Annotated in this window: 22 protein-coding genes and 1 tRNA gene; 7 read left to right on the top strand and 16 right to left on the bottom strand. The window is 44.0% G+C overall.

What is annotated here, in order from left to right:
* Positions 1–3: 3 nt before the first annotated feature.
* The 12 genes from H8S52_RS15780 to H8S52_RS15725 all read right to left on the bottom strand — a co-directional run bounded on the left by H8S52_RS15780 (position 4) and on the right by H8S52_RS15725 (position 10,833).
* Positions 4–378, bottom strand: a complete 375-nt coding sequence (locus tag H8S52_RS15780; RefSeq protein ID WP_040312055.1) for a helix-turn-helix domain-containing protein — start codon at positions 376–378, stop codon at positions 4–6.
* A 209-nt stretch (positions 379–587) separates the two neighbouring features.
* Positions 588–1,418: a hypothetical protein gene (locus H8S52_RS15775; protein WP_007557693.1), complete on the bottom strand. Its 831-nt coding sequence runs from the start codon at positions 1,416–1,418 to the stop codon at positions 588–590.
* Positions 1,419–1,646: 228 nt separating this feature from the next.
* Entirely contained in the window at positions 1,647–2,765 is a 1,119-nt protein-coding gene (locus tag H8S52_RS15770; protein WP_007557695.1) for a tyrosine-type recombinase/integrase, read from the bottom strand.
* A gap of 131 nt (positions 2,766–2,896) precedes the next feature.
* On the bottom strand, positions 2,897–3,838 hold the full coding sequence (locus H8S52_RS15765; RefSeq protein ID WP_007557696.1) for a helix-turn-helix domain-containing protein: 942 nt from the start codon (positions 3,836–3,838) through the stop codon (positions 2,897–2,899).
* A 358-nt stretch (positions 3,839–4,196) separates the two neighbouring features.
* Entirely contained in the window at positions 4,197–5,330 is a 1,134-nt protein-coding gene (locus tag H8S52_RS15760) for a leucine-rich repeat protein (RefSeq protein ID WP_186910194.1), read from the bottom strand.
* 201 nt (positions 5,331–5,531) lie between these two features.
* On the bottom strand, positions 5,532–6,176 hold the full coding sequence (locus tag H8S52_RS15755; RefSeq protein ID WP_186910198.1) for a recombinase family protein: 645 nt from the start codon (positions 6,174–6,176) through the stop codon (positions 5,532–5,534).
* 170 nt (positions 6,177–6,346) lie between these two features.
* Positions 6,347–7,369: an FAD:protein FMN transferase gene (locus H8S52_RS15750; protein WP_186910193.1), complete on the bottom strand. Its 1,023-nt coding sequence runs from the start codon at positions 7,367–7,369 to the stop codon at positions 6,347–6,349.
* A 109-nt stretch (positions 7,370–7,478) separates the two neighbouring features.
* Positions 7,479–8,057, bottom strand: coding sequence for a manganese efflux pump MntP family protein (locus H8S52_RS15745; RefSeq protein ID WP_060385811.1), 579 nt, complete (start codon positions 8,055–8,057; stop codon positions 7,479–7,481).
* Between the two features lie 6 nt (positions 8,058–8,063).
* On the bottom strand, positions 8,064–8,831 hold the full coding sequence (locus tag H8S52_RS15740; RefSeq protein WP_186910192.1) for a DUF6048 family protein: 768 nt from the start codon (positions 8,829–8,831) through the stop codon (positions 8,064–8,066).
* Positions 8,800–9,285, bottom strand: coding sequence for a DUF6452 family protein (locus H8S52_RS15735; protein ID WP_016662454.1), 486 nt, complete (start codon positions 9,283–9,285; stop codon positions 8,800–8,802). Before H8S52_RS15735 ends, H8S52_RS15740 begins: the two co-directional genes overlap by 32 nt.
* 2 nt (positions 9,286–9,287) lie before the next feature.
* Entirely contained in the window at positions 9,288–10,241 is a 954-nt protein-coding gene (locus H8S52_RS15730; protein WP_060385812.1) for a glycosyltransferase family 2 protein, read from the bottom strand.
* A gap of 64 nt (positions 10,242–10,305) precedes the next feature.
* A complete protein-coding gene (locus tag H8S52_RS15725; RefSeq protein ID WP_060385813.1) occupies positions 10,306–10,833 on the bottom strand; it encodes a DUF4199 domain-containing protein in 528 nt (175 codons plus the stop codon).
* A gap of 231 nt (positions 10,834–11,064) precedes the next feature.
* Here H8S52_RS15725 and H8S52_RS15720 point away from each other — a divergent pair.
* A tRNA-Thr gene (locus H8S52_RS15720) sits at positions 11,065–11,138 on the top strand.
* 74 nt (positions 11,139–11,212) lie between these two features.
* On the opposite strand, the gene eno is transcribed toward H8S52_RS15720, so the two are convergent.
* From eno to crcB, 3 genes are read right to left on the bottom strand one after another with little or no spacing between them, the layout of a single operon-like run.
* Entirely contained in the window at positions 11,213–12,493 is a 1,281-nt protein-coding gene (gene eno / locus H8S52_RS15715; RefSeq protein ID WP_186910191.1) for a phosphopyruvate hydratase, read from the bottom strand.
* Positions 12,494–12,550: 57 nt separating this feature from the next.
* A complete protein-coding gene (locus H8S52_RS15710) occupies positions 12,551–13,219 on the bottom strand; it encodes a pentapeptide repeat-containing protein (protein WP_186910190.1) in 669 nt (222 codons plus the stop codon).
* A 10-nt stretch (positions 13,220–13,229) separates the two neighbouring features.
* Complete coding sequence (gene crcB / locus H8S52_RS15705; protein ID WP_016662450.1) at positions 13,230–13,607, bottom strand: fluoride efflux transporter CrcB; 378 nt, start codon at positions 13,605–13,607, stop codon at positions 13,230–13,232.
* A gap of 205 nt (positions 13,608–13,812) precedes the next feature.
* On the opposite strand from crcB, the gene H8S52_RS15700 reads away from it, so the two are divergent.
* From H8S52_RS15700 to gcvT, 4 genes are all read left to right on the top strand, one after another.
* The gene (locus H8S52_RS15700) at positions 13,813–15,975 is read left to right on the top strand and encodes a glycoside hydrolase family 97 protein (RefSeq protein WP_117986175.1); all 2,163 of its coding nucleotides are present in this window, start codon (positions 13,813–13,815) and stop codon (positions 15,973–15,975) included.
* 171 nt (positions 15,976–16,146) lie between these two features.
* A complete protein-coding gene (locus H8S52_RS15695; RefSeq protein ID WP_186910189.1) occupies positions 16,147–17,556 on the top strand; it encodes an amidophosphoribosyltransferase in 1,410 nt (469 codons plus the stop codon).
* 217 nt (positions 17,557–17,773) lie between these two features.
* A complete protein-coding gene (gene pepT / locus H8S52_RS15690; protein ID WP_186910188.1) occupies positions 17,774–19,000 on the top strand; it encodes a peptidase T in 1,227 nt (408 codons plus the stop codon).
* Between the two features lie 29 nt (positions 19,001–19,029).
* Positions 19,030–20,121 (top strand): glycine cleavage system aminomethyltransferase GcvT, encoded by a 1,092-nt coding sequence (gene gcvT / locus H8S52_RS15685; RefSeq protein ID WP_186910187.1) that lies wholly within the window; start codon positions 19,030–19,032, stop codon positions 20,119–20,121.
* A gap of 130 nt (positions 20,122–20,251) precedes the next feature.
* Here gcvT and H8S52_RS15680 read toward each other — a convergent pair whose 3' ends face one another.
* Positions 20,252–20,503, bottom strand: a complete 252-nt coding sequence (locus tag H8S52_RS15680; RefSeq protein ID WP_004289781.1) for a type B 50S ribosomal protein L31 — start codon at positions 20,501–20,503, stop codon at positions 20,252–20,254.
* Positions 20,504–20,694: 191 nt separating this feature from the next.
* Here H8S52_RS15680 and H8S52_RS15675 point away from each other — a divergent pair, with 191 nt between their 5' ends.
* On the top strand, positions 20,695–21,702 hold the full coding sequence (locus H8S52_RS15675) for an endonuclease/exonuclease/phosphatase family protein (protein WP_117667591.1): 1,008 nt from the start codon (positions 20,695–20,697) through the stop codon (positions 21,700–21,702).
* 279 nt (positions 21,703–21,981) lie between these two features.
* Complete coding sequence (locus H8S52_RS15670) at positions 21,982–22,992, top strand: class II fructose-bisphosphate aldolase (RefSeq protein WP_186910186.1); 1,011 nt, start codon at positions 21,982–21,984, stop codon at positions 22,990–22,992.
* The last annotated feature ends 216 nt before the right edge of the window (positions 22,993–23,208 follow it).

Below are 23,208 nucleotides of genomic sequence, written 5' to 3'. Positions count from 1 at the left end.
CGTTTACCAATTACGCGGAGCGGGCTTGCGGCGGTGGGAAGAATATAAGGATTCGCTCAGTTCCTCATCGGACAGGGGTACGGGATTCTTCCGGGAGGATTCCAGCCATTTGTCCAGTTCGTCCCTGTAAAGGCAATATCGTTTGCCGGGCTTGGTGGCGGGAATGCTTCCCTCCGACAGCTTCATGTAGAGCGTGCCTTTGGGAATGCCCAGATATTCCGCCGCCTCTTCCACTGACATGGGGACATGGGTGTCCACCGCCCTTGCGTTGTTCACACTGCGCTGCTCAGTAAGCAGGCTTCTAAGGCTCATCACCTCGTCCCGAAGCTGAGCCACAATCTCCGGGAGGTCGTTGAATGTAATCACTGTTTTTTCCATTTGCGTACTCGCCTCTTTTGTAAGGCTTGGCGCAAAGGACTGGAATGATACAGCCGTGAATATCTCCACGAAAGGTCATTGCAAAATAATTCCCGAATAACGATGCCCAACCGCAAATGACGGGTAAAGTTATTCGGGAATTATTGTATAACAGAGGATTATGAGTTTTGGCTGTTTGTCGTTATTATCGTGATTACTCTAAAACAGGCTTAAATCCGCTTCTCCTGCACATAATCCGCAGGATAATGGAAATCCAGTCTGCCGTTTTCAGGCTCGTCAATGGGAATCAGTGTCTTTAACGGCTCTACCTTGAAGTTCTTGATGGTAGCTATGTCCGTATCGGCAAACTCCCGTGGGAAAAGGGTGCTGATGAAGCGGGCACGGTTATCCCCCGTGTAGTATTTCTTGTACATGAAACGCTCGGAGATATTCCACACGAAATGGCGGAGCGGAATGTTTGAAATATCTTTGGTCAGCCGCCCTTTTATCGGCTTGGGCTTGTAACTGTGGAGCCGCATCCAGTTGTTGACCTCGGCACAGATGTGGTTCACGGTCTCCTTGTCAGCAATACGGGGCATGATGAAATGGATGTATTCCATGACCATAGCGATGCGCTCCTCATTTTCCCGCTGCTCCCTGTCCTCGTAATCGGCACGGTTCTTCTCGTGAAGCTCCGGGGATATGGCAATCTCTGTCGGTTTTATATCCGGGGTCGCTTCTCCACCTGTTGGCATTGATGCCGATATTACAGGCTTGTGTGCATCTTGGGACTGGTCTTCCTGAATTTCTGTGATTTCGGCAGGTGTCTTTTTCCTGCCGAACTTGATTCTGTAGATTTCGTATGTATCGAAAATGACTGTCTGGAAGGAGAAGTAGAGCAGCCACCCCAACAGGTTGCTGCACACAAAGACTATCAGCCTTACAAAGGTGTCTTGGTTGAATTTCTCAGCGACAATCAGTGTCGCTATGGAAGATATTAGGAGGATGGCAAAGCCGACAAATCCTAAAATGATATGTTTGTCTTTTACGGACGGTTCCATATTCTTTGTCTTATTCGGTTGTTACTTGTTACTGTTTTCGCAAATTTAATAGTCTTCTTTCAATTATTACTCATTATCCTTTGTCAGTGGTTTCTTTTTCAATGTTTTTCACCAAATGTCCGGAATCATACTCAATTATCATACTTTAAGTACCAACCAAAATAAAAGGAACGGTTAAAGCTCCAAACAATAACCGCTCCCTCTGAATATCATGGATTTTGAACCGCCTTACGCTTCCTTGCGTTTCAGGGTTATCTTGTCCACGACCTCGCACATCTGCTGTGCCGCCATCTTGGAATAAATCTGCGTGGTGGTAATGTTCTTGTGTCCCAGATAGGCTTGGATGACAGCCATGTCCGTACCCATTTCCACGTGCAGGCTTCCGAATGAATGCCGGGTGCAGTGAAAGGTTATCTTCTTGGTTATGCCTGCCGCCAAGAGCCAGCGTTTGAGTGGTCCTTGCAGCATCTTGTCCTTGAAACCGTCAAAGATAAGTCCCTCGTGCCGTTCCCCAAGCAGTCCGTAGGCTTCATCGCTGATGGGGTTGTGTACAATCTGTTTGGTCTTCTGCATACGGGTGGTCACGAACATCTTGCCGTTGGTGTACGGCTGTATCTGCTGCCAAGTGAGCTGCCTGATGTCGCTCTTTCTTAGTCCGGTCAGACAACCGAAAAGGAACGCCCTTTTCAATACCTCTTCCTCACAAGGCGTTTCGGCAAGCCGTATCAGTTCCTCTTGGCTCAGATGTTCCCTCATGGTGGGAATGCACTCGATGCGGTCTAAGAATCCGTTTGGGTTCTCCTTTATCTTCCTGTCCCGGTAGGCGGTGTGAAGTACCGCACGGAAAGCCGACCAGTAGCCCGCCGCAGAATTGATATGCAGCTTTTGGCTGGTGTGTATGGATTGTGGGGCGTTAAGCAGATATTCCATGAACTTGCGGCACAAATCCACGTCCACCTCCTCAAAGGTGCATTTGCCGTTCACGAACCGCTCGAAATGTTTATAGACGTGCTGCCACTTGATATTCTTCCTGTCTGCCAACCCCTTGAAGTAGGCGAGGAAATCGCCTTTCATCTTGGCTTTGTCAAAGAAGCCGTTGTTCTCGTTGAAGATGGCTTCATAACGCCTATTACGCAGTATCTCCGCTTTTTTCATCATGCGTGCGTTGAAATCACGCTCCTGCTGGTTGGCAGGTTTGGCGAAGATGTAAATCCCAAGAGCTTCACGTGTAATCACCTTCATGGTGGTGTTGTCACGGTAGCCGGGATAATAGTCCAGACACAGCGAATACTGTGTTCCGTTCTTAATCTTGCGCTTGCGCAAGGTAACTGTCTTGCATTTGCTCATATTGATGATGTTTTAAGTTGTACATTTTCGGGGGTGTTCCCGTGTTTACGGTGGCAAAGGAACAACGTGAAACAACCGTGAATACCTCCACGACAATCATTTTGAAATAATTTTCCGGCAATGTCGGTTGCTCACGGTTGTTTCTCCCTTTCAGCCATGACACGCTCCACATCGGAGCGTAAAAGCAGGTTTTTCACGCCTACTTTTATCTTTTCGATGTGCTTCACCTTGACGATATGGCTGATGTTGGCGGAGGAAAGCCCGTAAATCTGCCGGACTTGCTCCACGGTGTAGTAGCGTTCATCGTTCACGAGGTCTGTCCTGCGGAGTTCGTCCAGATGGGATTTGGAGTAATAGGTGCGCCCGTATTCTCTTTTGGTCGGTATCTTGTGGCGGTAGGCGTATGCCCGGAGTGCGGAGGGTTTCATGCCGAACAGTTCTTCCGCTTCTTCAATCAGGAGCCAATCGGTGATATTGCTTGTATCTATAGCCATACCGAAGAACTCGTCAACGTGTTTCTTGCTGTAATAGTTTTTCCCTGCGATGCGGCAGATGGGAATGCGGTTGCGCTTGGCTGTGGTATAGAGCCACGACTGCCTGACCTTGAAGAGCGACATCACCTCCTCGCCAGAATAGAAGTCCAGCACTTCATAGGTTTCCTTTTCCCTTTTTTCTTTTTTGGCAAGCGGGGAAGATGAAGCGGACTTTCTCGGAGTGGAAGTACTGCCGGGCAGGACACGGTGGTAGGGATTGCCCTCCAGCATCCGCTCGATGTCTGTCTTGCGGATAAACGCCATGCGGTTGCTGATACGTGAGGCTTTCAGTTTGCCGAGGGCTACGAGTTTATAGATGTACTGTCGGGAACAGCCCATGAGTACTGCTGCTTTGGAAAAGGTGAGATACTCCTGATGCTGTATCTCCATCAAGGGGCGGACAGCTTTGAAGAGGTTGTTCTTCTGTTCCGTTCTAGCTCGTTTGGCTTCCGCCTGACAAGCCTCGCTGCAATATTTCTGTACCCCGCTCCGGGTTACAAATGACTTGCTGCAAAAATTGCATTTTCTGGTTGTTTTCATGCTGCTTTTATCGTTTACTGGTTCATTCCTTCAATCGTATATCTCTGAAATGGTGAACGGATGTAAACGGAGGTCAACCGTTGTCGCCTTTCTGCACAATGTTACTATTGCTGCATATCAGGGCGGTTGTTGTCGCTCATCGTAAACGGTTGTAAACCCTTGTCAACTGTCCGCACGATGTGGCAAAAAACAAGCTCCGCAAATTCTCCACGTCAGAAATACGTCTCAAAAATATGTGGAAATTTGGGAAGCATCAAAAAGCAGCCGAAAAGTGTTAATTTTTAGAATATTCTGATAGATAAAGACTTACGCTTGAATATTTCTGGTTATTTTTGGTTGTTTTGAGATTCTAAATACATTAACGAAAGGCACTACTTCCAATTACAGTAACGCTATTAGGAATACTTACAGATGTCAAACTAGTACAACCGCTAAAAGCACCACCTCCAATTGTTGTAACACTTTTAGGAATATCAACTGATTTTAAACTTTTACAATCCCGAAATGCCTCCCTATCAATTAAGGTAATACCATTAGCCATCTTAACGGACTCTAAATTTGTACATTCCTGAAAAGTATATTCTTTAATTGCCGTAACACTACCTGGAATACTTACAGATGTTAAATTTGTGCATTCATTGAAAGCACCATATCCAATTGTTGTGACCCCATTAGGTATATCAATGGATATTCTATTTTTCCACTTGTAAAATGCCCGCCTTTCTATTTCAACAATACTATTCGGCAGTTTTATCTCTTCCAGGTATTTCAGATGCTCAAAGAACCCCATAGGAAATACATTATCTGCTATTTCAACCCCCGTTTCAACTGCTGTAAACCAATAATCATCCCCACCACTGACAATATTTACATCTGACAAATCTATTTTCACCAAATTCTTCATGTATCTGATAAATTTAATATCTATTCCATTGATAAATCCTGACAATGTCAGTTCTTTGACGGCTTTAGACTCTTCTCCTGACATTAAGGTTGGCAAAGTACCAGCCGTTTCAATATGTAATTTTTTAGTTGTATCCATATAGGATTGCGTCACGTTCAATTTGATTTCAGATATGTGGCTTTGGTCTGATGCACTCTCCAACAGAATGGTTATCTTAGTGCTTCTATCAACTTCCTTATTCCTGTCTATCTTTATTCTCAATGAATTTACTCCCGCTTTGCCATTTATAGGAGTTATGCTACACCACTCTTTGGCATTTTCATCACTGAAAGAAACTTTAGCATTCCAATCCGTATTTGTGGCAAAGGATATACCCAGTTCTTTCCCCTCTGCCCCTATGCTAACTTCATTATTGACAAGGTTCTCACTCTCTGCTGACAAGGCAAATTCAAGGTCTTTGTTCGTTGGCTTTTCAACTTCTTCGGGTGCTTCGGTTATTGACTGTAAACTGTCATCACCGCATGAAATCATCCCCATGCTCATAAAGGCTGCCATTGCAGCCATTCCGATAAATTTAAATGTACGCATAATCTTATTTTTAATCAGTATTATCTGTTGAAAAATTATTACTCTGCAAATATATTAATTAAATTTGATTTACATACAAAGTATATTTTGATAAAAAAAACTAACTATCTAATAATACGCTACATTAGAGTTATATAAACCGAACAGTGGACTATCTGCCTCTTTACAATCTTGCATGATAATCCACTGTTTTTGAATGGTTCATTTTAGAAATAGGCTTCTTATCCTTTGAACCGTTGAAACACCTATACCCTGTAATTTGGCGATGTTCCTCACTGAATAGCCTTTCTTTAGTAAAGCTATCGTTTCCCTGTATTCTTCCCTTCTCCTTTCCTCTGTCTTGATACTTCCAGCCTTGCGACCTAATTTTCCACCTTTGGCAATGTAGTTTGCCCTGCCACTGTTCAAACGGTATTGTATGTTTGCCCGTTCTATGTTAGCCATTTCAGCAAGTACAGTTACCATAATCGAAGCAATCGGATTTACTTCTCCGTTTGGCTGCAATGTGTATAACCCTAAGTTCTGTATATAAACGGATACCTTTGCTTCATGCAGTATCTCCAAAGAGCGAAGTACCTGTAACGTACTTCTTCCCAATCTCGAAAGTTCTGATAACAACAGATAGTCAACACCCTTTTCCGTACAGTATTCCAAACATTCCGCAAGAACCTGCCTTTCCTCAATCTTCTTTGCTCCGCTTATGTGTTCTTGAAATATCCGTACTATCTCTATATCCTGCAAAAGGGCATATCCCTTTAAATCCTCTATCTGCCTTGTAGTGTCCTGCCTGTCATTCACAGACGAAACACGTGCATAAATTAACGTGAGTTCGAAATAAGAATAAATATATTTCACTTATAATTAGGGACATTCATTAAATATCACAAAATTAGCCAACTAATTCGCAATAATTTGTGTATGAATTAGTTGGCTGATTTTGTGATATTTAATGAATGTCCCGTGACAGATGTTTTTAAATTAAAAACTTCGTGGAGGATGAAAACCGGGACGAATCGCTATTTTACCGTCATATATTTATCCATTCCTTTCGTGTAGAACATCCGGAGTTCCCCTTTTTCGTCCGCATATATGAAGCATGCGTCGAGGTCGGGGTGTGCATCGGCAAAGCGTTCGGCTTCTTCCAGGCCCATGACCATGAAAGCGGTGGCATAGGCATCTGCACTCATGCAGTCGCGGGTAATCACTGTGGCCGACAGGATACTGTGCTGCACTGGATAGCCTGTGCGCGGGTCTATGGTATGGGCATATTTTTTGCCGTCTTTGTAGTAATAGTTCCGGTAATTCCCCGAAGTGGCTATGCCCACATCGGTAACTTGCAGTATGGTCTGCAATTCCTGATTTACAGCGAGCGAGTCGTCTATCGGCTTGTTGATTCCGATGCGCCATAAACTTTTTTTCGGGTTTTCTCCGCGCACCACCACTTCGCCGCCTATATCTACCATGAAATTGTCGATGCCTTTCTTTTCCAGCAATTGCGCAATGACATCTACTGCATAGCCTTTGGCTACGGCGCTGCACGAAAGCATGATGCGGGGATCCTGCTTGATAACTTTTCCGTCGGCGGATAACGATACTTTCGGGTAGCCTATAATGTCCAGCAAGCTGTCTATCATAGCAGAGTCGGGAAATGTGCCTTTCTTAAATCCGAATCCCCATGCGTTGGCAAGCGGGGCTACCGTAATGTCGAAAGCACCTTGGGTCTCCCGGGAGATTTCCATGCTGCGGCGGAATACGTTGGTGAAGAAAGTATCGGGAATGATTTCTTCGTTCCGGTTGATGCGTGTAATCGTTGCCGTATCGTTAAACGGAGATAGAGAGCCGTCAAACCGTTTAAGCTCAGCTTCTATCTCGGCTTTCAAATTGCTGTCGTACTGATAGGTTATGTTATAGACTGTTCCGAATATCAGTCCGCTGGCAGTTTGATAAGGATCAGCGCGGTTGTGGCGTGCAAGTATTCCGATAGTACCCAGGACAAGCAGGGCAACCCATAAAAAATTACGTTGTGTTTTCTTCTCCATAATGAATGTATGATGCTGTATAAATAAATTAAGCGGTCTTCGTTTTTATCCTTCTATCAGACTGCCTTTTATCGGACAGCCTGCCGTTTCTTCGTTTTTCACTCTTCATTTAAAAGAACAAGTGCTCTATCAATATCTTCGTTCCGATAACGATGAGGATAATGCCGCCCCACAGTTCGGAACGCAGCTTGCGGGCGATGCCGCATCCGCATCGGATGCCGAACATCAATCCTGCCAGTGATAAGGCAAACGACACAAATCCTATGATGCCGATAGGGGGCAGAATGGATGCAAAGTTGCAAACTCCCAGAAAAGCGAACGAAACACCTACCGCCAAGGCATCGATGCTGGTGGCTACCGCCAATGCCGCTACTACTTTCAGCTTGGTAGGATCGAACTCGTGCCGGCAATCTTCATCCTTGAAAGATTCCATAATCATACGTCCACCCAGAAAAGCTAAAATGGCAAAAGCTATCCAATGGTCTATACTTTCAATGAGATGGCTGAAAAAACTGGCGCCTATCCAGCCAAGCAATGGCATGAGTGCCTGAAAAAAGCCGAAAGCCAATGCCATTATCAGCATCGGGCGCAATTGAACACGTTTTAATATAATGCCGCTGGCTATGGATACAGCAAAACAGTCCATAGCAAGCCCTATGGCAAGCAACCAGATTTCTAATCCTGTCATTATCTCTTAGAATGGTAGTTTATAAGTTATTGTATAGGTAACCCCGGTTGTGTTTCCGTTGTACTTCCCGTAGCCCGGTACGTACCATGGATCACCATGCTCGGCAACGGAAGAACTCATACGGAATTTGAAACGTAACGCCCAACCCATATACAGGTCTTTCCATACATGCGCCCGTATGCCGACACAAAATTCGGCCCATTGCATCGAACCTTTCATTCCTTTATAATTAAAAGGCAGGCTGTTTCCCCAAATGCCGTCTATCAAATTCGGATTACCCAAACTTCCCCCGTATTCAGGGTCGTTGATGCCTAACGCTTCTACATCATATTTAAAGCTCGTTGCCGCATAGCGTAGGCCAACGAGTATCATATGTCCGTGCTTTTTGTTATAAAGCGCATTATAGTCCATACCGATACGGAAATAGGGAGCACCGGTTTTATAATGTATTCCTTTGTCGCTCCAAGTATCAGTATTGCCATATCCTAATTCTACAATCGGGAAAAAGCGATTTTTAAGATTGACATCGACAGCTACCTCACTGCTGAAAAAGTCACTCCCAAACAGTTTGCTTCCGGACCCCCATAAATCAACACTGACAGAAATACCATTGTACAGCGGATAGTGTACTTCCTCTTTGGCCTCTTTTTTCTCCTTTTTGGGCGGAGTGTTTGCCGGCGGGGCGGAAATGTCACTGTTTTGTGCCTGTAATGGAAGAGACAGCAGCAAACAGAACGCCAGACTAATAGAATAGTTTAAGATTTTCTGCTCCATAAATTCCGGCTTCTTTATTTGCAACGCGAATAGAATCAAGACTGTGGCGACTGTATCGGACATCTGTTATGGCTTGTTTCATTTGATAACCGCAATCCATTGACAAGAAGTAAGGTGTGTTGGTTTGGTGAATAACAAGCGTATCTGTCAATGTCTTGCTGTAATGAAACACGAGTACGGTGGAGTCGGCGGTATATCTCAGTGGCAACGAGAGATCGTGCACTTTTTTTTGATTGTTGATGATGACGGAATCCGTGCCAAAGGCAGTAACCGTCAAAGAGTCTAAGGTATCATTGGATACCACTTTGGTGTCAGGATCCAATGTATATAGGTAACATTGCATCATGGCTCGCGTTGTCATTGAACAGTCCGCTTCTTCCGAACAGGATATTACTATACTGAAAACAGGGAAAAGAACAGCCCCGAATATTATAAATCTGACTAATGCTTTCATGGTTAAATCATTTTCTCTATTTGGTACTTATTGCGTTCTGGTGCATTGCGGGATATCAGCTCTCCGAGAAAACCTGCCACAAATAACTGCGTGCCGATAATCATGGATGTCAGTGACAGGTAGAAATAGGGAGAATCTGTCACAAGGCGGTAGGGCATCCCTTGATTCATGTAATACAGCTTGCTGGCGCCGACAATAATGACGGCAACGAATCCGACGAAGAACATCAGCGAACCCAATATGCCAAAGAAGTGCATAGGCTTGATGCCGAAGGTGGAAAGGAACCAGAGGGATATCAAGTCCAGATATCCGTTGAAGAAACGATTCCACCCGCCGAATTTTGTCTTGCCAAATTTCCGTGCCTGATGGTGTACGACTTTCTCGCCAATCTTCTTGAAACCGGCATTCTTTGCCAGGTAGGGGATATAGCGATGCATTTCGCCGTACACTTCTATGTTTTTTATAACATCTTTGCGATAGGCTTTCAAGCCGCAATTGAAATCGTGCAGGTTCTTTATACCGGAAACCTTGCGTGCCGTAGCGTTGAACAGTTTTGTCGGTATGGTCTTTGACAGCGGATCGTATCTTTTTTGCTTCCAGCCGGACACCAGATCGTAGCCATCTTCCGTAATCATGCGGTATAGTTCCGGTATTTCGTCAGGACTGTCTTGCAGGTCGGCGTCCATTGTAATCACAACATCGCCCTGGGCCTGTTCAAAACCGCAATAGAGAGCCGGTGATTTGCCATAATTGCGACGGAACTTTATTCCGCGCACTTTATCAGATTTTGTTTGTAATTGCTCTATTATTTGCCAGGAACGGTCGGTACTTCCGTCGTTAACGAAAATAACTTCATAAGAAAAGTCATGGGCTTTCATTACCCGTTCAATCCATGCAAACAATTCCGGAAGAGACTCCTCTTCATTATATAAAGGAACGACAACTGAAATATCCATTTGCTTATTTACGATTTTACTATATTATACTATACCTGATTTATTTGAAATTTGTCTGTTCTTGTCATTCCTTTTTACGCCTCATTACAAATAAGGCGGTAGGAAGCGCGAGCAATGAACCGCAAAATACATTCCATGACACCAGTTGCATGGTGATATCTATGGGAGTGAGCGATTTCACAGTCTCCAATGTTTCTTGAAACATGTTTGTATAGGCTTCTATGTCCGGTATACCGCTTTTGTTTAAGATATCAATTTGAGATTCGTAGGCATTGATAACGAAACCATGATCGATGAAACGGAAATAAATGTAGTGTGCCACTGCCGTCAGCAATGCGGCAAACATATACATGAATACTGTGAATATCCATGCATGCAAGAAGCTGATACTGCCGCTGCATACAGTATTACGATACATTCGTACATAATAATAGCCCATGAAAGGGACACATAACGTGAGCCCTACGAAAAGGAAAGATAAAAACGGAATTGTCAATCCTAAAGGGAAGAGGATGAATTTTAAAATCCAATATCCTCCCAAATAGGTGCCGAACAACATTGCATATTGCATGTAACCTTTATTTTCTGCCATTTTTCTTAGAAATATGGCGCAAAGTTATAAATAATATTGGTTGTAGACCCTGTATTCTTGTTAAAGTTGAAAAAAGTTAGGGGAAGGTATTGCAGATTTAAAATTTTTATCTACCTTTGCACTCGCAAAACGGGTAAGTCCTATACGGCCAGCTCCCTTCGAATCCTCCAGGGCTTGATCGCAGCAAAGGTAGTTGGTTGTAGCGGCGCGATGTAGATAGCTTACCCACCCGCCTCTTTAGCTCAGTTGGCCAGAGCACGTGATTTGTAATCTCGGGGTCGTTGGTTCGAATCCGACAAGAGGCTCAAAAAAAGAGATATATCAGCAATGATATATCTCTTTGTCTTTATGATATTTCGGCTCAGTTTGAAAACGGCACTTATTTTATTCTTTTGTATCCGTATACGGCGTTATTGCCTATCTCTTCTTCGATGCGCAACAACTGATTGTATTTAGCCATACGGTCTGAACGGCTTAAAGAACCGGTCTTGATTTGACCGCTGTTGGTGGCTACGGCAATGTCTGCAATCGTGGAATCTTCCGTTTCGCCGGAACGATGGGACGTAACGGTCGTGTAGCCATGACGGTGCGCCATTTCGATGGCATTCAGCGTTTCTGTCAGGGAGCCGATTTGATTTACCTTAATTAGTATGGAGTTTGCGCAACCTTTTTCGATACCCATGGCAAGGAAATCTACATTGGTGACAAATAGGTCGTCACCTACCAGTTGACAGCGGTTTCCGATGCGGTCGGTCAGTTTCTTCCAGCCATTCCAGTCGTTTTCGCTCATGCCGTCTTCGATAGAGTCGATAGGATATTTGTCAATCAACTCTTCCAGATAATCTACCTGCTCGTTGGCTGTACGTTTTTTGCCTTTCTCACCTTCGAATTTGCTGTAATCGTAAATGCCGTCGTGATAGAATTCGGAAGAAGCGCAGTCCATGGCAATCATCACATCCCTGCCCGGTTCGTAGCCGGCAGCCTTAATGGCAGCAATGATCGAGTCCAAAGCGTCTTCTGTGCCTGTCAAGTCGGGAGCGAAACCGCCCTCGTCGCCTACAGCAGTACTAAGTCCGCGGTCATGCAATACTTTCTTTAAGGCGTGGAACACTTCTGCGCCCATGCGCAGACCTTCACGGAAAGAATTCGCCCCTACCGGACGTATCATAAATTCCTGGAAAGCGATGGGGGCATCACTGTGCGAACCGCCATTGATGATATTCATCATCGGAACAGGCATTACATATGTATTTGTTCCACCGATATAGCGATAGAGGGGAATATCAAGGTATGCCGCCGCTGCTTTGGCTACGGCAAGCGAAACCCCCAAGATTGCATTTGCACCCAGATTGGATTTGGTCTTTGTGCCGTCCAAGGCCAGCATGGTATGGTCGATACTCATCTGTTCAAGAACCGACATGCCAATCAACTTGGGAGCGATGATATTATTAATATTGTTAACGGCTTTCAGTACCCCCTTGCCACCATAACGTTTTTTATCACCGTCACGCAGTTCTAGGGCTTCATGTTCGCCAGTGGATGCACCGGAGGGTACGGAAGCGCGGCCGATAAAGCCGGACTCTAATATTACATCAACTTCTACGGTAGGGTTTCCTCTTGAATCAAGAATCTCACGTCCGATAATCTTTTCTATTTTCATCTTATTTTATTTTAAATGTAAATTCCATAGGTATAACAAGTGAAAATGGAAAATTGTTCAGTCTTTTATTACGAGTCCCAGCAGGCTTGTCAGGTCCATGGCTTGGTGGGTACTGACGATAGCTCCCCGTATATCCGGCAGATTGACGTGAATACCCTCGATATGCGAATCGCTCAAGTCAATGCCCCTGAGCGGAGTATGCGAAAATTCCGCTTCTACTAACTCGCAATTGGTAAAAGCGATGGAAGTCAACTTGCAGTCGTTGAAGTCGCTGTTGCGCAAATCGCAGGTGGTGAACTCCGCCTGATTGATTTTACTCATGGAAAAATTGAGGTATCTCGCATTGCAATCCTGCATCCTGCAATGATTCAGGATTGTTTCTGGCAGATTTGTGCCGACTAGTTTACAGGAAATGAATTCTACCCGAAAAAGAGAGCTTTCTGCAAATGATATGTTGGACAAATCGCAATGCTCGAAACGGACATCCGTAAAGTGAGTAGCTTTCAGTTTACAGTTGTTGAACTGTACATGGCTGAAAGTGCAATTGGTGATACTTTTATAAGAACAATCCATTGATTCTTCCATTTGTTTGCTGAAACATATCCCTCTGACAGTTTCTTCGGTCCTAAGCCATTCCTTGAGTGATTTGAAACTCTCGACTTGACTTTCAAAAGTGGGGGAGATGACCCGTACGGGCGACATGCTGAAGGGTTTGCCTGTTCTCATGATTGCTGTTTTAAAAGGTCTTCCCTAAGATATTTCCGCCCCATACTGCAAATATTCCCAACAAGATACTTAATAAGGTATATAGGGCGAATAATCCGTAAAATCCTTGTTTAATTAGAATCAATCCGTCGTTGGAAAATGTGGAAAAAGTGGTGAAGCCACCACACAAGCCGGTAGTCAGCAACATTCTTACTTCTGCGGATAAGTTGAAGCGGGCGGATAAGACGTAGAACAATCCTATAAGGAAGCCTCCGATGATGTTTACGGCAAATGTAGCCCAAGGAAAGGAGTAGGGTACTATCCGTTCATGGAGTGCCATTTGCACGCAATAGCGCAATACGCTGCCTGTGCCGCCGCCAAGAAATATGGCTATCAATATTTTAGTCATAATAATTGAAGTCTGGTATTGAGTTGACAAAGATAGTGTTTTCATTCCATTTGTATTTCCGAGTGAGCGGTATTTCTTTTAAAAAACAGGTTTATAATCACTTATGCAAACGTTTGCTTTTATTTCACATCTATTTTCATTTGATAACCTTAAATCAGGAGACTTTCCTGCTTATATTTGCATCAAATAAATTATAAATCATAGCATGAGAAACATGAAAGCAATTTGCATTAAACTAACCTGCTTCCTGCTCGTACTTTTTATGAGTAGTGCAGCAATGGCCGAGAGCATCACCTCGCCCAATGGACAACTTCAATTAAACTTCTCCGTCAATTCTCAAGGTGAACCTGTTTATGAACTTTTCTACAAAGGAAAAGCTGTTATAAAGCCCTCAAAGCTGGGTTTGGAATTGAAGAATGATCCGGGACTGATGAACGGATTTACTCTGGCCGATACCCAAACGTCTACATTCGACGAAACATGGGAACCGGTGTGGGGTGAGGTGAAACAAATCCGCAACCATTATAATGAAATGGCTGTAACGCTGGACCAAAAAGCGCAAGACCGTAATATTATCATCCGTTTCCGTCTTTTCGATGATGGCCTCGGTTTCCGTTACGAGTTTCCTTTACAAAAGAATTTGAACTACTTTGTTATTAAGGAAGAACGTACCCAATTTGCCATGACGGGTGACCATAAGGCGTTTTGGATTCCAGGTGATTATGATACGCAGGAGTATGACTTTACAGAGTCCAAACTTTCTGAAATCCGCGGTCTTATGAAATCTGCCATTACCGGTAATGCGTCGCAGACACAATTCTCTCCGACGGGCGTACAGACTTCCCTTCAGATGAAAACGGCGGACGGCTTGTATATCAATCTGCACGAAGCTGCCTTGGTAGACTACTCCTGCATGCATCTGAATCTGGATGATAAAAATCTGATTTTTGAATCTTGGCTGACGCCCGATGCAGTAGGTGATAAAGGTTATATGCAAGCTCCCTGTAAATCGCCGTGGCGTACGGTGATTGTCAGTGACGATGCACGCGATATTCTTGCTTCCAAGTTGACTTTAAATTTGAACGAACCTTGCGCTTATGAAGATGTTTCTTGGATTAAACCTGTGAAATATGTAGGAGTATGGTGGGAAATGATTGCCGGTAAAAGCACTTGGGCGTATACGGATGATCTGCCTTCTGTTAAGTTGGGCGAAACGGACTATTCCAAAACAAAACCTAACGGACGTCATGGCGCCAACAATGAGAACGTGAAGAGATACATAGATTTTGCCGCTGCCCACGGCTTTGACCAGGTTCTGGTAGAAGGTTGGAACGAAGGTTGGGAAGACTGGTTCGGACACTCCAAAGACTATGTTTTCGACTTTGTGACTCCGTACCCCGATTTCGATGTGAAGATGTTGAATGCATATGCCAAGAGTAAAGGTGTTAAACTGATGATGCACCATGAGACTTCTTCTTCCGTCCGCAACTACGAACGCCACATGGACAAAGCTTACCGGTTTATGGTCGATAACGGTTATAATGCTGTGAAGAGCGGTTACGTAGGAAATATCATCCCGCGTGGCGAACATCATTACGGACAATGGATGAACAATCACTATCTTTATGCCGTAAAAAAAGCGGCCGACTATGAAATCTGTGTCAATGGCCATGAAGCCGTACGTCCTACCGGTTTGTGCCGTACTTATCCGAATCTTATCGGCAACGAATCTGCCCGTGGCACTGAATACGAAGCATTTGGCGGTAGTAAGCCGTTTCATACCACACTACTTCCGTTCAACCGTCTTATCGGCGGACCGATGGACTACACTCCGGGTATTTTTGATACAAAACTGGATTTCATGGGCGACCTGCCTCACGGACAGGTACAAACTACGCTTGCCAAGCAGTTGGCTCTTTATGTAACCCTTTACAGTCCGTTGCAAATGGCTGCCGATCTAGTGGAGAATTACGAGAAGCACATGGATGCATTCCAGTTCATCAAAGATGTAGCCGTAGATTGGGACGACAGCGAATATATTGAAGCTGAACCGGGAGATTACATTACCGTAGCCCGTAAGGCGAAAGGTACTGATAATTGGTTTGTAGGCGGCATTACAGATGAAAATGCCCGCACAGCCGGCTTTACTCTCGATTTTCTGACGCCGGGCAAGCAATATGTAGCTACTCTGTATGCCGATGGTAAGGATGCCGACTACAAAGAGAATCCTACTTCCTATCAGATAAAGAAAGGTATTGTAACCAATAAAACCAAAATCTCCGTTTGGGAAGCACGTAGCGGTGGTTTCGCATTGAGCTTGATTGAAGCTACTCCGGCTGAGAAGAAGAGTGTGAAAAAATGGAAATGATTAAGGTAAAAAGAAATTCTTATTAGGTATTGGTAAACTCCCCGCAGGACTGACTTCTTTGTTTTGGCGGGGAGTTTTTTATTATTTTTAGAGGTGGAATATATCGCTCACAAGGAAACTTCTTTGTACCTTTGTACCCGTTAATAAAATAACTAATAACACAAGGAACTTATGGGAGGTTTTTTCGGGACAGTCGCCAAGGCAAGTTGCGTGGCGGATTTGTTTTACGGCACAGATTATAATTCGCATTTAGGGACAAAACGTGGCGGTTTGGCTACTTATGATCAGGATGAGGCTGTATTTACACGCTCCATTCATAATTTGGAAAGTACCTATTTCCGTACGAAATTTGAAGACGAACTGGATAAGTTCAAGGGAAATTCCGGCATCGGAATTATCAGTGACACAGACCCTCAACCTCTTATTTTAAATTCCCATCTCGGTCGTTTTGCCATAGTTACGGTTGCCAAGATTATGAACCTGAAAGAGTTGGAAACCGAACTTCTGGAGCAAAATATGCACTTTGCCGAATTAAGTTCCGGCAAAACCAATCAAACGGAACTTATCGCTTTGCTGCTGATACAAGGTAAGACTTTTGTAGACGGCATTGAGAATGTATACAAGCATATTAAAGGTTCATGTTCCATGCTGCTGCTGACGGAAGACGGCATTATTGCCGCCCGCGACCGTTGGGGGCGCACTCCCATTGTTATCGGTAAGAAAGATGGAGCATATGCAGCCACAAGTGAATCGAGCAGTTTCCCGAACTTGGGATATGAAATAGACCGCTATCTGGGACCGGGCGAGATTGTCCGTCTGCATGCAGAAGGGGTGGAGCAGATGCGCAAACCTAATGAGGAGATGCAGATATGTTCTTTCCTATGGGTTTATTATGGTTTTCCCACTTCATGCTATGAGGGAAAGAATGTGGAAGATGTACGCTTTGTTTCCGGACTGAAAATGGGACAGACCGATACCTCGGAAGTGGATTGTACGTGCGGCATACCCGATTCCGGTGTCGGTATGGCGCTAGGATATGCCGAAGGAAAGGGAGTGCCTTATCATCGCGCCATTTCAAAATATACTCCGACTTGGCCGCGTAGTTTCACTCCCAGCAGGCAGGAAATGCGTTCGTTGGTGGCAAAGATGAAACTCATTCCCAACCGTGCCATGCTGGAAGGTAAACGCCTTCTGTTTTGTGACGATTCCATTGTCCGTGGAACTCAGTTGCGCGATAATGTAAAGGTGCTTTATGAGTATGGAGCGAAAGAAGTACACATTCGTATTGCCTGTCCGCCGTTGATATATAGCTGTCCGTTTGTTGGCTTCACAGCATCCAAAGGAGATTTGGAGTTGATTACCCGCCGTGTCATTAAGGAGTTGGAAGGTGATGAAAACAAAAATCTTGAGAAATATGCCACTACGGGTTCGTCGGAGTACGAGAAAATGGTAGAAGTTATCCGTGAGCGTTTTGGACTGTCATCATTAAAGTTCAATACGCTGGAAACATTGGTTGAGGCTATTGGTCTGCCTAAATGTAAACTTTGTACCCATTGTTTTGATGGTAGCAGTCACTTTTGATTGACAAAATAGTTATTAATGAATGAAAAAGGGTTGTGAATTGCTTGGCAGTTCACAATCCTTTTTTTAATTTTACGGCAGTAAAATAGTGATTAGGGTTTAGTGATAAGTGATTAATGCCGTTCGGATAAAAGGAGGGCGCGGTTGTAGCCTACTGACCGTTAATCGTTCATCACTAACCACTAATCGCTAATCACTAACTATAATCACTATCATCATGACTTTAGTAGAACGTTTTTTTAAGTATGTAAGTTTCGATACGCAATCGAATGAGGAAAGTGGGGTAACTCCGAGTACTCCGGGGCAAATGGTATTTGCCAGGTTCTTGAAAGAAGAATTGGAGGCTTTGGGGTTGGAAGAGATTACATTGGATGAGAACGGTTATCTGTTTGCCACTCTTCCTGCCAATATAGATAAGTCTGTACCTGTTGTCGGCTTCATTGCCCACATGGATACTAGTCCCGATATGAGCGGGAAAGATGTTTCCCCGTGCATTGTAGAGAATTACGATGGAAAGGACATTGTTCTTTGCGCAGATGAGCAAGTGGTTCTTTCTCCTGCTCAATTCCCCGAATTGCTCGACCATAAGGGAGAAGATTTGATTGTTACTAACGGAAAAACATTATTGGGTGCCGATGATAAAGCCGGTATTGCGGAGATTGTTTCGGCAGTAGCTTATCTGAAAGAACATCCTGAAATCAAACATGGTAAAATCCGTATCGGTTTCAATCCCGATGAGGAAATCGGTTTGGGTGCGCATAAATTCAATGTTGAGCAATTCGGTTGCGAATGGGCTTATACTATGGATGGCGGTGAAGTAGGCGAACTGGAGTTTGAGAACTTCAATGCGGCTTCTGCCAAGATTGTTTTCAAGGGACGCAATGTACATCCGGGCTATGCCAAAAACAAGATGATAAATTCTATCCGCGTAGCCAATCGTTTTATTTCCATGTTACCCAGCCACGAAACACCGGAACATACCGAGGGGTACGAGGGTTTCTATCATCTTATTGGAATTACGGGTGAAGTGGAGCAGACTACGGTTACTTACATTATTCGCGATCACGACCGTGTCCGTTTTGAGAGCCGCAAGAAAGAATTTGAACACCTTGTCTGCAAAATTAATGCCGAATATGGCGAGGGTACAGCCGCATTCGAACTACATGACCAATATTATAATATGCGTGAGAAGATTGAGCCGGTGATGCATATCATCGATACAGCTTTTAAAGCTATGGAAGCCGTCGGTGTAGAGCCTCACGTAAAAGCTATTCGTGGCGGTACGGACGGTGCGCAACTTTCGTTCAAAGGCTTGCCGTGCCCCAACATCTTTGCCGGTGGTCTGAATTTCCACGGACGTTACGAATTTATTCCTATTCAGAATATGGAGAAAGCCATGAATGTTATCGTCAAGATAGCCGAACTCGTTGCCGCTAACAAATAAATCATAATCTATAACTTATAAGTCACACCATGAAAACCACTCCATTTACAGAAACGCACATCTCGCTGGGAGCTAAGATGCACGAATTTGCGGGATACAATATGCCTATCGAATATTCCGGTATCATTGATGAACATCTTGCTGTTTGTCAGGGTGTCGGTGTGTTTGACGTCTCCCACATGGGAGAGTTTTGGGTGAAAGGTCCGCATGCTTTGGATTTTTTACAGACAGTCACCTCTAATAACGTAGCAGCTCTTACTCCCGGTAAGGTACAATATACTTGCTTCCCCAATGAGGATGGCGGTATTGTAGACGATTTATTGGTCTACCGGTACGAGCAGGAGAAATATCTGTTGGTAGTCAATGCTTCCAATATCGAGAAAGACTGGAACTGGTGTATGTCTCATAATACGATGGGAGCTGAGTTGGAGAATGCTTCCGACCGTATGGCGCAGCTTGCGGTACAAGGTCCGAAAGCTATCGAAGCATTGCAGAAACTGACACCTGTTAATCTTTCCGAACTTTCGTATTACACCTTTACGCATGGTGAATTTGCAGGTGAGCCGGATGTTATAATCTCCAATACCGGTTATACTGGAGCTGGTGGTTTTGAACTCTATTTCTATCCTGAAGCTGCAATAAAAATATGGAATGCCGTGTTTGAGGCTGGTGCGGAGTTCGGTATCAAACCTATCGGTTTGGGTGCTCGTGATACGCTTCGCCTTGAAATGGGATTCTGCTTGTATGGAAATGACCTGGATGATACCACGTCGCCTATTGAAGCTGGATTGGGATGGATTACCAAGTTTGTAGAGGGTAAGAACTTTATCAATCGTCCGATGCTGGAGAAACAGAAGACGGAGGGTACGGTACGTAAATTGGTCGGTTTTGAAATGGTAGATCGCGGTATTCCCCGTCACGGTTATGAGTTACAGAATCTGGAAGGTACTCCTATTGGAGTGGTTACTTCGGGCACAATGTCGCCTACCCGTAAAATTGGTATCGGTATGGGGTATGTGAAGCCCGAATATAGTAAGGTTGGTACGGAAATCTGTATTGATATGCGCGGCCGTAAGTTGAAGGCTGTGGTGGTGCGTCCGCCGTTCCGCGGGAAAGTCTGATTTACCTAAACAGGATGATGCGGTTTCCGTGGAAATTATGTCTTGCATGGGACTGACGTTGGGTAGTATGCATATAGTAAAAAAGGGAATCTGTAGCAGATCCCCTTTTTCCGTTTCTTTGAAAAACAGATTATTTCTTACGGTTACCGTAACGGCTCATGAATTTATCAACACGACCGGCTGTGTCAACCAACTTAGACTTACCAGTGTAGAACGGGTGAGAAGTGCTGGAGATTTCCAACTTTACCAACGGATAAGTTTCGCCTTCGAACTCGATAGTCTCCTTAGTATTTACTGTAGAACGAGACAAGAACACATCGCCGTTTGACATATCTTTAAATACTACCGGACGGTAATTTTCAGGATGAATACCTTTTTTCATTTCAATATTTGTTTTTTTAATTTATATTCTGTTACTATTTTGGTAATAAATAGTGTAATGGTCTTTTTCAGTGCGCAAAGATAATGCTTTTCTATGAAATGAAAAAAGGTTTTTTGCAAAAAAAGCTGGCAATTGATAGGTTTATAACTTTTTATTTTAGATTTTTGCAGGAGATTAATATCATATCACCTATGAGAAAACTGATTGTATTCTTTTCTTTTTGGTTCAGCGTTACAATAGTTGTAGCCCAGAACACGGAACGCAAACTGTATAGCATAGCGTTTTATAATCTTGAGAATCTGTTTGATACCATCCATGATGCAGGTAAGAATGACTATGACTTCCTGCCTGATGGCAGTTACCGGTGGACTGCGAAAAAGTACGAAGCTAAACTGCATAATCTCTCGGACGTGTTGAGTGCCTTGTCGCGTAATCTGGTTCCTGAGGGACCGGCAGTAATTGGCGTGGCAGAAGTCGAGAATCATAGGGTACTGACGGATCTTGTCAGTCAGCCGGCTATGGCTAACTATAAGTTTGTTCATTATGAGGGACCCGACAGACGTGGCATTGACTGTGCACTTTTGTATGATCCGCAACAGTTTGCCGTGACGAACTCTAAACTGGTACTTTCCGCTCCGTTTGAAGGGGATACGGTGCATCTGACGCGCGGTTTCCTTATTGTAGATGGTAGAATGGCGGGTGAGCGTGTGTGTTTCATTGTGAATCACTGGCCTTCCCGCGGAGCGAAATCACCGGTGCGGGTGCATGCCGCCAGGCAGGTAAAGGCGTTGACGGACTCCTTGATGCATGAAGACAAAAAGTTGAAACTCTTTGTTATGGGAGATATGAATGACGATCCGATGGATGAAAGCATGCAGACTTTAGGGGCCCGTAAATATATATCGGGTATGAAAGCCAATCAGTTCTTCAATCCCTGGTGGGAAATACTGGAGGATAAGGGTGTGGGAACCTTGCTCTATCGTGGCAAGTGGAATCTGTTCGACCAGATTGTACTGTCCAGACCGTTGGTGAAAGCGAAAAAAGGACTGCGTTACGACCATAGCGAGGTTTTTATCCGCGACTACCTGATTCAGCAGGATGGTAAATACAAAGGTTCACCTTTGCGTACTCATGGCGGGCGCGTATGGCTGAACGGTTACAGCGACCATTTACCTACGATTATCTATCTGAAAAGATAATATATAATAATGTGTAAATAACAGGCCGGAAAACAAACTCGCTTTCCGGCTTTTTTGTTTATAGAGGTAAGAACGCAAAAGGAGAGAATGAACAGACAGATGCAAAAACTTTGTAATATAGAGATTACAATATTCTGTTAATTCAAGCCAATAGCTTTAAAATAGAATGGATTTGACTGGTGAGTAGAGGTATTTTATTCTTCTCTTGTTCTTCTTTTTAAAGGATAATGCTTACTTTTGCGTGGAATTTTAATTCACTAACAATAAACTTTAAACAAAATGGTTAATTACAAAGATTTAGGCCTTGTAAACACAAGAGGAATGTTTGCTCGCGCTATCAAAGGTGGATATGCAATCCCTGCATTCAACTTCAATAACATGGAACAGATGCAGGCTATCATTAAGGCTGCAGTAGAGACTAAGTCTCCGGTTATCCTTCAGGTATCTAAGGGTGCTCGCCAATATGCTAACGCTACTTTGCTGCGTTACATGGCTCAGGGCGCTGTGGAATATGCTAAGGAACTGGGCTGCAAACATCCTGAAATTGTTCTTCATCTTGACCACGGAGATACTTTTGAAACTTGTAAAAGCTGTATCGATTCAGGTTTCTCCTCCGTAATGATTGACGGTTCACATCTTCCATACGAAGAAAATGTTGCTTTAACAAAGAAGGTTGTTGACTATGCTCATCAATTCGATGTTACAGTGGAAGGTGAACTTGGCGTGTTGGCTGGTGTAGAAGATGAAGTATCTGCTGAACACCATACTTATACCAATCCGGAAGAAGTTATCGATTTCGCTACTCGTACAGGTTGTGACTCTTTGGCTATTTCTATCGGTACTTCTCATGGTGCATACAAGTTCAAACCCGAACAATGCCACGTAGATCCTGCTACAGGTCGTCTGGTTCCTCCTCCTTTGGAATTTGCCGTATTGGATGCTGTAATGGAGAAACTTCCTGGATTCCCTATCGTTCTTCACGGTTCTTCTTCAGTTCCTCAAGAAGAAGTTGATACTATTAATCAATTCGGCGGTAAGTTGGAAGCAGCTATCGGTATTCCCGAAGAGCAACTGCGCAAGGCTGCGAAGTCTGCTGTTTGTAAAATCAATATCGACTCAGACTCTCGTTTGGCTATGACTGCTGCTGTTCGTAAGGTGTTTGCTGAGAAACCGGCTGAATTTGACCCGCGCAAATATCTGGGTCCGGCTCGTGACAACATGGAGAAACTTTACAAGCACAAAATCGTTAACGTGCTTGGTTCTGAAAACAAATTGGCTCAATTGGACTGATAAGGTTAATCTGATTATAAAAATGAGGTTGTGTCAAAACGTTGGCACAACCTCATTTATATTTTAAGTTCTGCTATATTTTCTTTTGGCTATGCTACTTTTTCCTCATGCATTTGGCAACAAGTTGCTATATTCCAATTATATCGGGTTATAAATAGTCCCATAAACATATATTTGGCAACTGTAATGAGCCCCTTTCCTTCTTTTATCAGTTTA

Origin of the sequence: Bacteroides sp. NSJ-48, assembly GCF_014287405.1 — a bacterium.
Classification (GTDB): Bacteria; Bacteroidota; Bacteroidia; order Bacteroidales; family Bacteroidaceae; genus Bacteroides; species Bacteroides stercoris.
The sequence above is the reverse complement of the archived record's forward strand: the minus strand, read 5'-3'. Positions and strand labels throughout refer to the sequence as shown.